Consider the following 13,922-nt stretch of genomic DNA (forward strand, 5'->3'; position numbering starts at 1 on the left):
CGGGCGTAAAAACGCCCCAGCTGAAAGTAGGTGTAAGGAAAGGAGGGATACTCCACTAAAAGCCGCTGCCAAATGGCAACGGCGTGCACGTAGTCTCCCGCCTCTGCAAGATGAACGGCATCCATATAGCGCCGCATCAAAGAGGGGGGATCAGTGTATTTTACGCGCACCCACATTGCTACGGCGAACGCGAGCACAACGAAAGTACTGTATATCCACCTCGATTGTTTTGACACAGTCACTATATATGACGAGTCTCCCCAATATGTCAAACACCAATCGCTCTAGGGTGTGCCGCTGCTACCAGATTGAACAGCATGAGCTGCCGGGGGTGGAATCTTATAGTCAAGGGGTTGCGGTTTCGTGCCAGCACCACTACCGCTGAAAACTTTAATCCCAATGATAACTAGCAGGAGCAGAACGAATCCTAGTACGATTCCTACTACAATAGGATTAAGATTTTGTCGCATCTCTATATACTCCTTTCGAGCCGTCGGGCATGGGCAGCTTGCCGCTTTCCACGCCCGACCAGCAGGTTGCAGCTAATTAACAGGGATGCTGCACTTCTTATCACTATAGTTTAAATCATAGGCGCGAGCAGTGCGAAAGGCACCATAATAAAGGCCATTGGAGAACCCTCTGGATGCATCTGGGGCAGGCACACTTAATGGGCCAAACTTTGCATGCCCATCAGCATACGCAAAGTTTTGGCCGTTAAAGTGACGGGGCGTACGTGAATGGTCCTTAAAGTCGCCGTATCCAGCCCATCCAGAAAGAGGATCAGCCCAGTCCCAATAAAGAGCATAGCCTCCAGTTCCATTAGGTTGACAGGTGTACCAGTTCCAGGCATACCTATCATCTGAGAAAAAGGCTACCTCAGACGGATTAGATAGGTCTGACGTCGTATGTGGACCGGTGTCTAAGTAGGGGTGATCTAAACCGTAAGTAACTCTATATTTGGGAGGTGTATATCCCCAGGTACTGAAAAGTGTATCGTTGTTACTCGGGCAACTAAAAATAGCCTGGTTCTTTATATAGGGCATAAGCAGATCGCTCCACCACACGGTAGGGCAGGGAGCATTCGGATTAGGAGGACATCCGGTATCTCCAGGTTTTCGATGCCACGGCAATTGGAAAAAGGTCTCATCATAATCCTGTGCATACATCATAGTCGCCAGCCCGATCTGTTTGAGATTCGATAGACACGAGATCGAGCGTGCCTTCTCCCGAGCCTGTGCAAACACAGGGAACAGAATTGCTGCGAGAATCGCTATTATTGCGATTACTACAAGCAATTCAATCAGTGTAAAAGCTCTTTTACTTTGCATTACTATTCCTCCGATTGAGTTGTTTTGGTTACTTTGTGCCTTCCCGTACAAAGCACAAAATGTTCATTCGCCCCTCATTGAGGAGGAGGCGCCGTAGACTCCCTGGCGATGAGGGTGCAAGGCAGGAAGATTCTGTCGGGGTCGGAAAGCTTCATCACCCCTCGCTCATGCATCTCCTGCAGCTTTTTGATGGCCTCACGCCCCATGACCTCTAGCGGCTGCTTCACTGTTGTTAGCTTAGGTACCGCGTGCGCCACCGCCGTCGGATCGTCGAAACCAACGATAGAAAGCTGTTCCGGAACCTTAATTCCCTCCTCTTGAGCAAGCTCCAGCAAAGTTCGTGCTAAAAAGGGACCGGCGGCCAAAAAGGCTGTTGGACGGGTCGAACCCTTCAGCAGTTCGCGCAGCCTTGTGTAAGTCGGTTCCGCAATGCCCTCCGCCGTTCCGGCATCTAACATCCAGTCAGGCCTAAACGGCAAGACCTTTGCTTGTAAGGCGGCCTGAAATCCTAGAATTCGATCTTGCGTGTTGATGGCATTCGGCTCGGCATAGATCAAACCGATCTTACGGTGCCCTAAACGAAATAGGTGATCCACGGCCATTTCTGCGCCTTCGCGGTTATTACTATCCACACAGGGAAGCGGCACCCCTTGCCACGAGGCTCCCACAACCACAGCCCTAGCCCCCTCGGCGGCAAGAGCGTGCAACCCTTCCACATCCTCTTGACGTGGCGCTACTAAGATCCAACCGGCACTGTGATCCGAGCGCCAAAAGCGTACATAGTCACCTCCACGTACATGCTGCAGCGTCAGCGTCACCTCCAAAGGACTTACCTGGCAGCGCATCGCTAACAGAAGCGCACAAAGGTACTCGTTGTCGGCTACCATCTCGGTAGGGCCTACGGTGATTACATGATAGACGAGAGGCGTTCGACGCCGAGGCCACTCTAATGTTCTTTCACGCCGCGTCCGCCCCCCACCAGCCGTGAAGTCCTTTACAAAGGTGCCTCGCCCGACTTCTCGAACGAAAAGCCCTTCCTCTACTAAAGCCAAGATAGCCTTATTTACCGTCATTTTGCTGACGCCCAGACTGCTTGCGATCTCCGTCTCCGCCGGTATTCTGTCTCCCGCTTTCCAAACACCACGTTGCACGAGGTCTCGAAGAATCTGCTTCACTTGGAGATGACGTGGCAGAGGGCCGTCCCTCACGACGCGCACGGCCTTGAGCCCAACCATCATTGGCTTTGTGATACTTGATGACATATTTTTCTAGCTACCTAGTAGTATAGACTCATTTTAGCACTAAGATCGGCTCATGTCAAGGGTTTCCCGAAAAATTTTTGGGTCTAGCCCTCCCGCCCATCATAAACGATACGCCCTTCTATTACCGTCAGGCGCACCGTTCCCTCTTCGTCCAAAACCACCAGATCGGCATCATAGCCAGGGGCAATGCGCCCTTTCCGATGGTTCAGCCCTAAAGCACATAGGGCATTATACGATGACATGAGGACCCGCTTTCGCAAATCATAACCTCCGGCGTTGTAAAATGCGCGTTCGAGGGTCAGTAAGCTACCGGCCAAAGTTCCATCCGGCAAACGTGCCGCACCGTTAGAGACCACTACCGGTAAATCGCCCAAGGAAAAGCTATATCCATCCGGCATCCCTGCCCCAGGAATGCCGTCGGAAATGAGAATAACCCCTCGCGCTCCCTTTGCCTCCACGATAACCTTACAAACGGCGGGGTGCACATGAATGTTATCCCAAATCAGCTCCGCTACCAACTCCGAGCGAGCAAGGGCCGCCCCTAGAACACCCGGTTCCCTGCTCTCCATACCACGCATCGCATTACCACAGTGCGTTACATGGCGCGCCCCAAACCCTATGGCTCTATCCACATCCGCATTGGTGGCATTGGTGTGGCCAATAGAAACAATAATGCCTTCTCTTACCAACATCCTTATAAGTTGATCCGCCCCCGGCAATTCAGGCGCCAGAGTCATAATACGCACCACTTCTAAATACGGCCCTGCCCAACGCAGAAAATCGTTACAGTCCGGTGTCAGAATGTATGCTTCTGGCTGCGCACCCTTTTTCTGAGGATTAATGTAAGGCCCTTCCAGATGACAACCGAGAACGCAGGCACTCTCGCAAGCCCTCCCTCGCATAAGACGGACGATTACCTCCAACACGGCGGTTAACTGCTCTCTAGGACCAGTTATGGTGGTTGGCAAAAAGCCGGTTACCCCATGTCGTGTAAGATGATGCGCGACTGACAGAATCGCCTCCTCATCTGCCTCCATCACATAGCGCCCAGCCCCTCCGTGAACATGAATATCCACAAACCCCGGCACAAGTAACCAACGGCGAGCATCTATGTCCGCTTTTTGAGGCCGAGTAGCATCATCCCATGATTCAATTTGGGTTATTCGACCATCCTCCACCATCACCATAGCCTTCTCTTGGATATGCAGTGCGTCCGCAACCCTTCCTGCCAATAAGCGCATTTCTCATACCTCCGATTGGTTGCTGAAAAAACTCTTAAAGCCTTGACAAGTGGAACTTTCGTTTAGTATACTGCGTAGGAAAGTTTGGCGAAGCGTAAGGTGCTCGCCGAAAATAAAAAATGGGAATTCACCTCGATAGGTGAGGCTCCCGCATACATATAGGCCACTGCCCTTTCGTGTCCAGAGACACCTTAAGGGTATAACAGGTACTCCCGTTCGAAGGGTCTACCTAACGTGGCTGAGGCTTCAAGCCTCTAGGGTACGCGGTGCCAAAACTTGAGCGAGTGGGGTTCGTTAACCTTCTAAATCGAATCCAACGGCCCGCCTCTCGCTCAACAGGCGGGCTTTATTACGTGCTTCTTGCCCAAAAGCCGATGGCACACGGAGATTTCAAAGGAACTATGGATACCAATAGTATCGAGCCTCCAAGTAACGGAGGCAAATCACAATTAGGCCGTGTAGCCGGCGGTATGCTCCTCTAGCCTCTTAGGCTGTCACTAGCACGTCCGCTCGGCTCACGGCAGGGCCGACGGGACGTGTGAGGTGATGGCTTCCTCTCCTCAACCTCCATCTCTTCCCGTCCCTCATCCTACAGCGTTTGTGCGCTGCCTTGTAGGTAGGTAATAGGGCGTATTGCGTCTCATGGAGAGGCTTTATCCCCTCTTTCAAAGACGTGATCGCGCCTAACATCCTGCCCACAAAGGCGATGCCCGACGTCGGTAAACTAACCTCAATTTCCAGAGAGGAGGGTAAAGCCATGCTCAAAATGGTCTGGTTAAAAAATGAAATGGGGCAACTGGTGCCCAAGTGGGTTGTGGACACCGAGTCGCATCCGCTGAACTATCTGTTGGAAACGACTCAGCCCCAGCCGATTCACCATGTGTACCACACAACCAACCGGGTCACCGATCTGCAAGAGACGCCGACGGAAGACCCTGTCGAATGGGCGCCTCCGGGTCAGCACGAAAACATAGGAATGGCCGCAATAGTAGCCTGAAAGCCATCACTTCAATGAGAGGACGGAAAAATGACTATTCTGAATGAACAAACAAAAACCAAAGGCCGCGCCGTACGTGGCCGTTGGCAGAAGGAGTTACTTACTTTTCTGCTGGTATTCGGCCCGGGCCTAATCGTTATGGAGGCCGATAACGATGCCGGAGCGGTGTCCACCTACACACAGGCCGGAGCGCAGTATGGCACCCATCTTCTATGGGTGCTCCTGCTGCTGCTGCCTATCACCTATTTTGTCCAAGAGATGGTCGCACGACTCGGCATTGCCACCGGGCAAGGCCATGCAGCCATGATCTACCGGCGATTTGGGAAATGGTGGGGCTTTTTCTCCCTGATGGACCTCCTCATCGTTAACTTTCTGACTATTGTCACCGAGTTCGCGGCGATCTCTCTGGCCTGGGCAAAAATGGGGGTAAGTCCCTATATTGCCGTTCCCCTCTTTGCTATCGGCTTGGTCGTCCTGGTGGTTACGGGTCACTACCTGCGATGGGAGCGCCCCACCATCGTCCTCTGCTTACTCGATGCTATCTGGCTGGTCATCGCCATGCTTTGCCATCCCAACTCCAAGCAGCTCATCCATGATTCAGTAGTGCCTCATATTCCTCCTGGAGGCCTAACAACGAACTTGGTCTTTCTCGTTATCGCTCTGGTGGGAACAACCATCGCACCATGGCAACTCTTCTTCCAACAGTCGTGCGTGGCCGATAAACGGCTGCGTTTTTCCGACCTTAAGTGGGAACGGCTAGACACTTTCCTCGGGGCGTGTTTCACCATCATCGTCGCCGGCTGCATGATCCTTGCCGGAGATGCAGCCTATCGCCACCATATCAACTATACCGACCCGGCCCAAATGGCCGTGGCGCTCGGCCCAACGCTAGGCCCCTTCGTCAAATACGCCATTCTGCTGCTCATGTGCAACGCTGCCGTTCTCGGCGCTACCGCCGTCTCTCTTTCGAGTGCATGGGCCTTTGGGGAAGTTAAAGGCTGGAAGCATACCTTGAACGCCACATTTAAGGAAGCTCCCGGTTTCTATACTATCTATGCTATCGGCGTGCTCCTGGCGGCAGCTATCGTCCTCATCCCCAAAGCACCGTTGCAACTTATCATCATCAGCGTGCAGGTGCTTGCAGGCATTATGCTTCCTGCCGCCATCGTCTTTCTGCAACTGCTACTCAACGATCGCGAGCTTCTGGGAGAAGAGTTCGCCAATAAGCCCTGGAACAACTGGATTAACTGGATCATCATCATCTTGTTGTTCACGCTCTCTTTTATCCTTGCAGCCCAGGTGATCGCACCCAACCTGTTCCCTGCGTCTTCCTAAAACAAATCACTACAAAGGAGGTTTAAAAAATGGCCGTGTCTAAACTGATGAACGATGACAATCTCTACTATGTGGTTCATCCGCTTGATGATGAGCCTGAAGAGAAGCGCGATCCGGAGAAGGTCGGGCCTATGCCCATGAGCCGCAGCGTGAAGTTCTCTCTAATTACCCTTCGCGCCTACCTGATCATAATGGGATTGTTGCTGCTCTATCGCTTGATCGCCCAAATGCATCTCTTTGGCAGCCACGCATTACATGGTTAGATCGTCGTCCCGATCCACAAGAAGGTGCGATGCTTTATTGGCTTCACGAATAACCAATAAGCCTCCTCCCCCTTTACGGATCGGGGCGCCAGAACACTTCGTTAAGCACATTTGGCATGAAAGCATGAACACCAATAACTAAAAAGGAGGAACCAAACGTGAACCGATTTCGACTCGCATCCTGCCCGATTCTCTTCGGAATTCTCTGTGCCTTGAAGTCGCCGGCTCAAGCCGATGTTATCGGGCTTAACCAAATACCAACTCCGCCAACCCACCCAAAGGGTGTGCTAAGCATAACCCTACAAGCCCAAGATGCTCACATCGGAACCCCTTGGCAAACCCAATTTGAACTTGGGCTTACAAAAAATTTTTCCATAGATTGGTTCCATAACTTCACACCTACTCAAGAGGACTTAATAAACTTTCAGTATGCCCTCGTCCAACTAAAAACAGGTTTCACCGTTACCACAGGGCTTCTGAACTGGCCTATCTCCCATGGCGGGCCTCAAGAACTTTTTGAGTTTGGCACCAACGCGGGCCGCCAGCAGTGGGTTTTAGGTGCCATATACACCGGCCATAGAACCGAGCCGATCGCCGGCTTCGGCTATCAGATATCCTCGCACTTCACTCTCATGCTCGACCATCAGGGCGGAGGAGAAAACGCGAGCACCATCGGAGGCACCTACTATCTCACCCCAAACCTTAGTCTTAATCCCGCCGTCTACATCAGCAATCACGGCCATCATCGCCTGTTTCCCTACGCCGTTATCTCTTGGAGCGTGCAACTGTTCAAATAACCGATCACTTCCCCTTTTTGGAGATATCCTTTCAGGATATCTCCATTTTGTTATTTGTCTGTTTGGTAGTACAACTTAGAGAATTCTAAGCTGTAGTATTTGCGCTTTTATCTACCAAAGCTATTTAAACATGGGAATATATTCTGACTCTACCGGAACCACGCGAGCTTCTCCGCTTCTTAAAATACAACCGTATCCTGAAGTTCAATGCCCACCAGATCGAAAATCTCGTTGTATCCAAACACGGACTTCCTCTATCGCAAGCTCGGCGGCATCTTTTATGGCTTCTGAAGCATGAGCTTGTCGCAACTCAACCCCCACCTCCCCATCATATGCCGGCACTAGCATCCTTGGCAACCACTCCCACGATGAAAGAGGAAACCGACCATCATGGTGAAATACAACTGTGAAACATGTTTCAGAAAGCTCCTGCGCCACTATATGAAAAACTTCAGCATCCCTCTTCAAGATCGAGGAGACTGCGAGCAAGACGCGGTTATTAAACTCTTTCTCCGTCACGCGCTTGGCCGCTGCACCTCACCAGAGGAATGCGATTCCCGTCAACCTTGGCTGGCTAAAGTGGCCCACAATGCCGTGCTAGACTATAAGGAAAAGCAAGGAACGATACAAAAACACGAAGTCTCATTTACCTCCCTCTGCAGCGACACCTTCAACCCATTAAACCATATCCCCGACCCATCTCCCACTCCCGAAGAGGTGCTAATCGAAACAGCAAGCCGAGTGCAGATGCAACAGGCGGTACAAGAAGCTCTGCAGAGTCTCCCTTCGGATGAGCGCCAACTGCTGATCGATTATTTTCAAAATGACCTTTCGGTTAAAGCCATCGCACAACGAGATGGTCTCTGTGAACGCACCGTTCAATACCGACTGAAGAAGGCTAGAAAGCTCTTCCTAGATTCTCTCACCTACCTCTGCAACTCGCAATAAATTTATTCTCCACATCTCCCATTCCACTTTATCGATTCCTGTCATCTCAAAAAACGGCGATTTTCCGGTAAAATAGATTCTGCCATGTCAGAAATCTTTGTAAAAAATCTCAACGCTCTAATCGTGTCGCAAGTGGCACCCCATAGTCCGGCAGCAGAGGCCGGTATTCGCCCAGGCGACCTGCTCAAACGTATTAACGATAAACCGATTCTCGATATCCTTGATTACCGATTTTACGCTGCCGAAGAGTCGCTGAGAATCACCATTCAACGTGACGAACAAGAGATACAGATCACGCTCTACAAAGAGCCGGAAGAAGACCTAGGCCTGGAATTCGAACACGAACTAGGCGATAAGGTGCATACCTGCAAAAACCGCTGCGTCTTCTGCTTTATTCACCAACAACCTAAAGGCATGCGACGCTCACTCTACCTCATGGATGATGACTTTCGGCTCTCTTTCATGCACGGCAATTACGTTACCCTTACCAATATTACTGCCCAAGAGTGGGAACGCATTCTTGAACAACGCCTCTCGCCCCTCTATGTCTCAGTGCATGCCACCGATCCCATCTTACGCGCCCGCCTTTTGGGCAGAAAAGAGCCGGCACCTATCCTACCCCAGTTGCGCCAATTGGCCGATAACCGCATTGATGTCCATGCGCAGATTGTTCTCTGCCCCGATCTCAACGATGGCCCCGCTCTCGACCAAACCCTTGTTGAGCTTGCCGCAGAACATCGCGCCATCACCGGCAAGCGATCCGGCGTCTGCTCGGTTGCCATTGTGCCCGTAGGGCTTACCCGCTTCCGCTCCAAACTCACGCCGCTTCGCTATGCCGACCGTGACTACGCCCGTGCGCTTATTGCTCAGGTACAACACCATACACGCCGCTTTCGCAAAATGTTGGGCACACGCTTTGCCTGGCTAGGCGACGAGTGGTACTATGTGGCCCAATATCCCTATCCCGGTCGCACGCACTACGAGGAGTTTCCTCAACTCGAAGATGGCATCGGCACCATGCGCCTTTTCCTCGAGGAACTACGCCGCATAACACCACGGCTGCCCCGCAAGGCACCGCACCCTGTTTCAGCCACCCTCGTCACTGCCGAACTGCCGGCCGCTCAAATACAACAAATGGCCGACCTTTTTAATCGCATAGAAGGCATCGCCCTGAATGTGTGTGTGGTCAAAAACCATTTCTTCGGGGGAAACATCCATATCGCCGGCCTACTCACCGCACAAGATATCCTGCATCAACTGGCGCAGTTTCCTAGCTGCCGTTCAACTGTATTTATTCCTAGCATCTGTCTACGAGATAACACCCTCTTTCTCGATGACCTTACCATCGCACAGGCTCGAGAATCGTCAGGGCTAAATCTTCAGGTCGTAGGCAACTCTCCGCGAGCGCTCGCCTCCGCGTTAGGCCTGCTGCCCCCCAAGTCCTCTTCCCCTCGAACACAGGGTTCGGCTTGGGTTGTAGACGAACAGCTTGCAGAATACCAAATGACCACATAGACGCTGTGCTAGGACATTATCCAACAAAATCCGAAAATAGTTTTAATGTTGATACGTATTCTTTATGTGAGGGCCGCCACCGATGCAGCACGAACCGCTCGAAAGCCGCAAACCAAACCGTAAATTGCGACACAAAGTTCAGTCGCCTCTGTTCTTCAATCGGGAACTGAGCTGGCTTGAATTTAACGCGCGTGTGCTGGATGAAGCCAATAACCCTCGCAATCCACTGCTGGAACGATTGAAGTTTCTGGCCATCTTTAGCAGTAATCTCGATGAGTTCTTCATGATCTATGTCTCCGGCATGCGCGAACGTGTGAGCCAGGAGACCGGTAAACTGCCCACGGAACAGAGTTACCTCGACGATCTCCGTGCCATCAAAGCGCGCCTTGAACCGCTTCTTAAAGCACAATACGACTGCTATCGTGCCCTGCTTCCCTGCCTAGCCCAACACGGTGTTCATATTGATAGCTATCAAAACATCGGTGACAAAGAAAAAGCGTCATTAACAACCTACTTTGAAAAACAGGTCTTCCCGGTGCTCACTCCGCTCGCAGTGGATCCAGGTCACCCGTTCCCGTACATTTCAAACTTAAGTCTTAGCCTGGCGGTCATCGTTCGAGACCCTCTCTCGGGTCAGCAACGCTTTGCCCGAGTCAAAGTTCCTGAACCCTCTGCGCTCCCTCGTATGGTGCCGGTACCAGGCCATACCTACCGGTATATCTACCTAGAGGAGCTGATCATAGCACATCTCGACCGGCTCTTCGTCGGTATGGAGATACTCGGAGCCTATCCGTTTCGAATCACTCGCAATGCAGACCTCGAGCTGCAAGAGCATGTCGCAACCGACCTGCTGGAGTTTATAGAGGAAGCGCTCGTGCGCCGCCGCTTTGGTGAGGTGGAGCGGGTGGAGTTCACCAGCGAAATGCCTGAAGAGATACGTCGCACGATTATCGCGGGAGTTAAAGCCTTGGAAGAAGAAGTTTACACCGTAGACGGCCCGCTCGCTCTGAATGACCTTATGCCCATCGCCTCGCTCGACATTCCCGAACTGCGTGACCCGCCCTTTACACCCTCCATCCCTCCCGCCCTGCGCGGTGCCCAAAACCCGTTCGATGCCATTAAGAAACAGGACATCCTGCTTCACCACCCTTACCAGTCCTTCGACTGCGTTACCGACTTTCTGCGCGCCGCTGCCGACGATCCTAACGTGCTCACCATCAAGCATACGCTGTACCGCACCAGCGGCGACTCGCCCATCCTAAATGCCCTCATGGATGCCGCCCTCAACGGCAAACAGGTGGCCTGTCTGGTAGAACTTAAAGCGCGTTTCGATGAGGCAAATAACATCACCTGGGCACGACAACTTGAAAATGCCGGCGTTCATGTGGTCTACGGACTGCTAGGCCTGAAGACCCACTGTAAGGTAACCCTCGTCGTTCGCCGGGAGGTAGATGGCCTTCGACGCTACCTCCATGTCGGAACCGGAAACTATAACCCCCGTACCGCTACGGTCTACACCGATATCGGGCTTCTTACCTGCGATGACGATTTCGGTGCCGACGCTACTGAGCTTTTTAACTACCTTACCGGTTACTCACATCAAAAAAACTACCGCCGCTTCCTCGTAGCTCCCATTAATCTCCGATCTCGCCTACTGGAGCTTATTGAACGCGAAATATCCGTCCACCGCGCAGACACCCCAGGGCGCATCATCGCAAAAATGAATGCGCTCGTAGACCCCGAGATCATCCAAAGCCTCTATCGAGCCTCTCAAGCAGGCGTGCAAATTGACCTTATCGTGCGCGGCATGTGCTGCCTCCGCCCGGGGGTGCCAGGACTATCTGAGAACATCCGAGTCATCAGCATCGTCGGGCGCTTCCTTGAACATAGCCGAATTTTTTACTTCCACAATGGTGGAAATGAAGACATCTATATCGGTAGCGCCGATTGGATGCCGCGTAATCTCGATCGACGCATTGAAGTCGTTGTTCCTATCCTCGCCCCTAACAACCGCAAGGAGCTTCTGGAGGTACTCCAAATAATGCTCGAGGATAACATGCAAGCCTGGGACCTCCATCCTGATGGGTGCTACACCCGACGACACCCGGCCCTTGGGGAAGCCGAAAGAAGCTCCCAACGTATCTTGCTACAGCGATTAGCAAATGTATAGGAGCGCCACCCCATGTCTCTCACACCTCGTGAACGACAGGAGCATTGGGAACTAAGCTATCTCGCCCCTTGGGCGGCTAAGGCCGCTCTCTGGCGGGGGCGCGAAAAGCCGGAACCGCCCGACTCTGTCCGTACTGCCTTTCAGAGAGATCGCGATCGCATTCTCCATTCCAAAGCGTTCCGTCGCCTGAAACATAAAACACAGGTCTTTATTGATCCGGAGGAAGATCACTATCGCACGCGATTAACCCATACCCTCGAAGTCGCCCAAATAGCCCGCACCATCGCCCGCGCCCTGCGTTTAAACGAAGACCTCACCGAGGCCATCGCTCTCGCCCATGACCTAGGACATCCCCCGTTTGGCCACGCCGGCGAGGAGGCCCTCGATGCGGCCTATCGCGAGTTTGTTCCCGATGCAGGCTTCCGCCATTATGAGCAGAGCCTGCGCGTGGTGGAACTGCTGGAATATAGAACGGACTTCGTGCCCGAAGAAAATACCGATCCCTCCGATGGAATCTCCAAGCAGCCGGGCCTGAATTTAACATGGGAAGTAAAAGACGGCATCGCAAGGCATAGTAAGGGCAGGGCAGACCTTTGTCAGGAAGCCGATCTGCCTACCACCCTAGAGGGTAAAGTCGTGCGGATCGCCGATCGGGTGGCCTACATCAATCACGACATAGATGACGCCATACGCGCAAAAGTCATCACCTATGCCGATTTGCCCCAAGATATCATGAAAACGTTGGGCCGCTCCTATTCACAGCGCATTGCTAGAATGGTAGAGGATATCGTACTTACAAGCTCTGATCGCCCCGAGGTCACAATGTCTGCAACGATGTCGGAGTGTGTTGACCGCCTCAAAGACTTTATGTTTGAGCGCGTCTACTGGAACGCGGCCAAGGGGAACGAGGATTTAAGGAAAGCTCAACACGTCATTCGTGCGCTTTTCCACCTGTATATGGAGCAACCGGAGCTTATGAAAGGCGAGACGCACCTTCGTGAATGCACACCTGCCGAACGCGCCCAACACGTTTGCGACTTCATCGCCGGTATGACCGACCGCTATGCCGTATCCCGCTTCGTAGCCCACTTCGTTCCAAAACCTATTCGCCGCGACGGAATGCCTACTTCTTAGGGGGCGCAGCCGTTGTCCCTGAGGAACTTGAGTTAGACGCCGTCGCCGACAGCTTTGCCGCACGCTCCTTGGCCTGCATGATGATCGTATTCACCGATTCGGCCGGAACCAAGAAAACCTGGCCGAATCCCCCTCCGCTAAACAGACGCTGCATGATCTGCATTCCCATACCGCCCGAATCGGTCTCAACAACCGTTGGCGCTAACGTGGTAAGGATGCCTAAAGGTTTCCCGCTGAGATCGTACACGGGCAGCCCTATCGGTAGACCGGCCCCGTCTAGCAGATAGGCATGGCGAGGAATCTGTATCTCACCACACACGGTGGTTATATGAAAATAGGGAGTGTAATCGTACCCTTTGCTCAGACGCGAGAAGAGTATCACCTTCTCCCCTAAGGCAGGCTGCGCGCCCTGGCTCATGTCCACGGCCTCTAACCTCTTTCCTTGCAGATCGGTAATCTGAATGAAGGTCAGCCCTAAGATGGTATCGGTAGCGACCAGTTTAGCGCTGTAATCTTTCTGATCATGCCCGACCGTTACCTTGAAGTCGGTAGGAATAGTTTTCGACTTGAAATCGGAGTTATCCCCGCCACCTCCGATATTGCCGAAAAAGCCACCAAAGTCAAACGAGTAGCTGCTGGTTGACAACATCACAAGCCCGTCCGGAGATACTACTACGCCCGTGGTCTCTGTTTTTCCCTCCGAAGTTGACGACTGCCCTCCCTCACTCACCTGAGTCTTGTAAACGATCTTTACCGTGACGAGTGATGGTGTCAGGGTCTGCATAAGCTGCACGGGGTTTTGTGGCTCCTGTGCTGCCAAAGAGGCATTCGCCGGTGTCTGTTGAGCGTAAGCACTTCCTATATAGCCCGCAAAGGCAGTAAGCACAACACATGGTCCGATAAGGTTTGTTATGATATGACGATAGTTCAAC

At 52.5% G+C, this 13,922-nt stretch carries 14 protein-coding genes and 1 riboswitch; of the genes, 8 read left to right on the top strand and 6 right to left on the bottom strand.

Translation table 11 applies throughout. The features are described from left to right. The 4 genes from VKV29_RS00075 to nagA all read right to left on the bottom strand — a co-directional run. Window positions 1–242: hypothetical protein (locus tag VKV29_RS00075; protein ID WP_324199254.1), on the bottom strand; the 242-nt coding region annotated here is incomplete at its 3' end. 300 nt (window positions 243–542) lie between these two features. Beyond that, window positions 543–1,328, bottom strand: coding sequence for a DUF1559 domain-containing protein (locus tag VKV29_RS00080; RefSeq protein WP_324199255.1), 786 nt, complete (start codon window positions 1,326–1,328; stop codon window positions 543–545). 74 nt (window positions 1,329–1,402) lie between these two features. Continuing rightward, entirely contained in the window at window positions 1,403–2,566 is a 1,164-nt protein-coding gene (locus VKV29_RS00085) for a GntR family transcriptional regulator (protein WP_324199256.1), read from the bottom strand. Window positions 2,567–2,673: 107 nt separating this feature from the next. Further along, window positions 2,674–3,831: an N-acetylglucosamine-6-phosphate deacetylase gene (gene nagA, locus VKV29_RS00090; protein ID WP_324199257.1), complete on the bottom strand. Its 1,158-nt coding sequence runs from the start codon at window positions 3,829–3,831 to the stop codon at window positions 2,674–2,676. Window positions 3,832–3,955: 124 nt separating this feature from the next. Then, a riboswitch (M-box (ykoK) riboswitch) is annotated at window positions 3,956–4,127 on the top strand. Window positions 4,128–4,588: 461 nt separating this feature from the next. Between nagA and VKV29_RS00095 the strand changes: the two genes are divergently transcribed. The 4 genes from VKV29_RS00095 to VKV29_RS00110 all read left to right on the top strand — a co-directional run bounded on the left by VKV29_RS00095 (window position 4,589) and on the right by VKV29_RS00110 (window position 7,223). Then, window positions 4,589–4,828 (top strand): hypothetical protein, encoded by a 240-nt coding sequence (locus VKV29_RS00095; protein ID WP_324199258.1) that lies wholly within the window; start codon window positions 4,589–4,591, stop codon window positions 4,826–4,828. A 30-nt stretch (window positions 4,829–4,858) separates the two neighbouring features. Beyond that, window positions 4,859–6,163 (top strand): Nramp family divalent metal transporter, encoded by a 1,305-nt coding sequence (locus tag VKV29_RS00100; RefSeq protein ID WP_324199259.1) that lies wholly within the window; start codon window positions 4,859–4,861, stop codon window positions 6,161–6,163. Window positions 6,164–6,192: 29 nt separating this feature from the next. Beyond that, complete coding sequence (locus VKV29_RS00105; RefSeq protein ID WP_324199260.1) at window positions 6,193–6,426, top strand: hypothetical protein; 234 nt, start codon at window positions 6,193–6,195, stop codon at window positions 6,424–6,426. A gap of 158 nt (window positions 6,427–6,584) precedes the next feature. Further along, complete coding sequence (locus VKV29_RS00110) at window positions 6,585–7,223, top strand: hypothetical protein (protein ID WP_324199261.1); 639 nt, start codon at window positions 6,585–6,587, stop codon at window positions 7,221–7,223. 204 nt (window positions 7,224–7,427) lie between these two features. Here the strand turns inward: VKV29_RS00110 and VKV29_RS00115 are convergent, their stop codons facing one another. Further along, window positions 7,428–7,571 carry a hypothetical protein gene (locus VKV29_RS00115; RefSeq protein WP_324199262.1) on the bottom strand — a complete coding sequence of 48 codons (144 nt, stop codon included), beginning with the start codon at window positions 7,569–7,571 and terminating at the stop codon, window positions 7,428–7,430. A 42-nt stretch (window positions 7,572–7,613) separates the two neighbouring features. Here VKV29_RS00115 and VKV29_RS00120 point away from each other — a divergent pair, with 42 nt between their 5' ends. The 4 genes from VKV29_RS00120 (at window position 7,614) to VKV29_RS00135 (ending at window position 12,990) form a co-directional block, all read left to right on the top strand. Next, entirely contained in the window at window positions 7,614–8,171 is a 558-nt protein-coding gene (locus tag VKV29_RS00120; RefSeq protein WP_324199263.1) for a sigma-70 family RNA polymerase sigma factor, read from the top strand. An 84-nt stretch (window positions 8,172–8,255) separates the two neighbouring features. After that, window positions 8,256–9,686 (top strand): DUF512 domain-containing protein, encoded by a 1,431-nt coding sequence (locus VKV29_RS00125; RefSeq protein ID WP_324199264.1) that lies wholly within the window; start codon window positions 8,256–8,258, stop codon window positions 9,684–9,686. 82 nt (window positions 9,687–9,768) lie between these two features. Further along, complete coding sequence (gene ppk1, locus VKV29_RS00130; RefSeq protein WP_324199265.1) at window positions 9,769–11,856, top strand: polyphosphate kinase 1; 2,088 nt, start codon at window positions 9,769–9,771, stop codon at window positions 11,854–11,856. Window positions 11,857–11,868: 12 nt separating this feature from the next. Continuing rightward, window positions 11,869–12,990, top strand: coding sequence for a deoxyguanosinetriphosphate triphosphohydrolase (locus tag VKV29_RS00135; RefSeq protein ID WP_324199266.1), 1,122 nt, complete (start codon window positions 11,869–11,871; stop codon window positions 12,988–12,990). Here the strand turns inward: VKV29_RS00135 and VKV29_RS00140 are convergent. After that, window positions 12,980–13,922, bottom strand: a 943-nt coding sequence (locus VKV29_RS00140; protein WP_324199267.1) for a hypothetical protein, incomplete at its 5' end; no start/stop codon positions are given. The genes VKV29_RS00135 and VKV29_RS00140 overlap by 11 nt on opposite strands.

Origin of the sequence: Chthonomonas sp., from assembly GCF_035294165.1 — a bacterium.
Taxonomy (GTDB): Bacteria; Armatimonadota; Chthonomonadetes; order Chthonomonadales; family Chthonomonadaceae; genus Chthonomonas.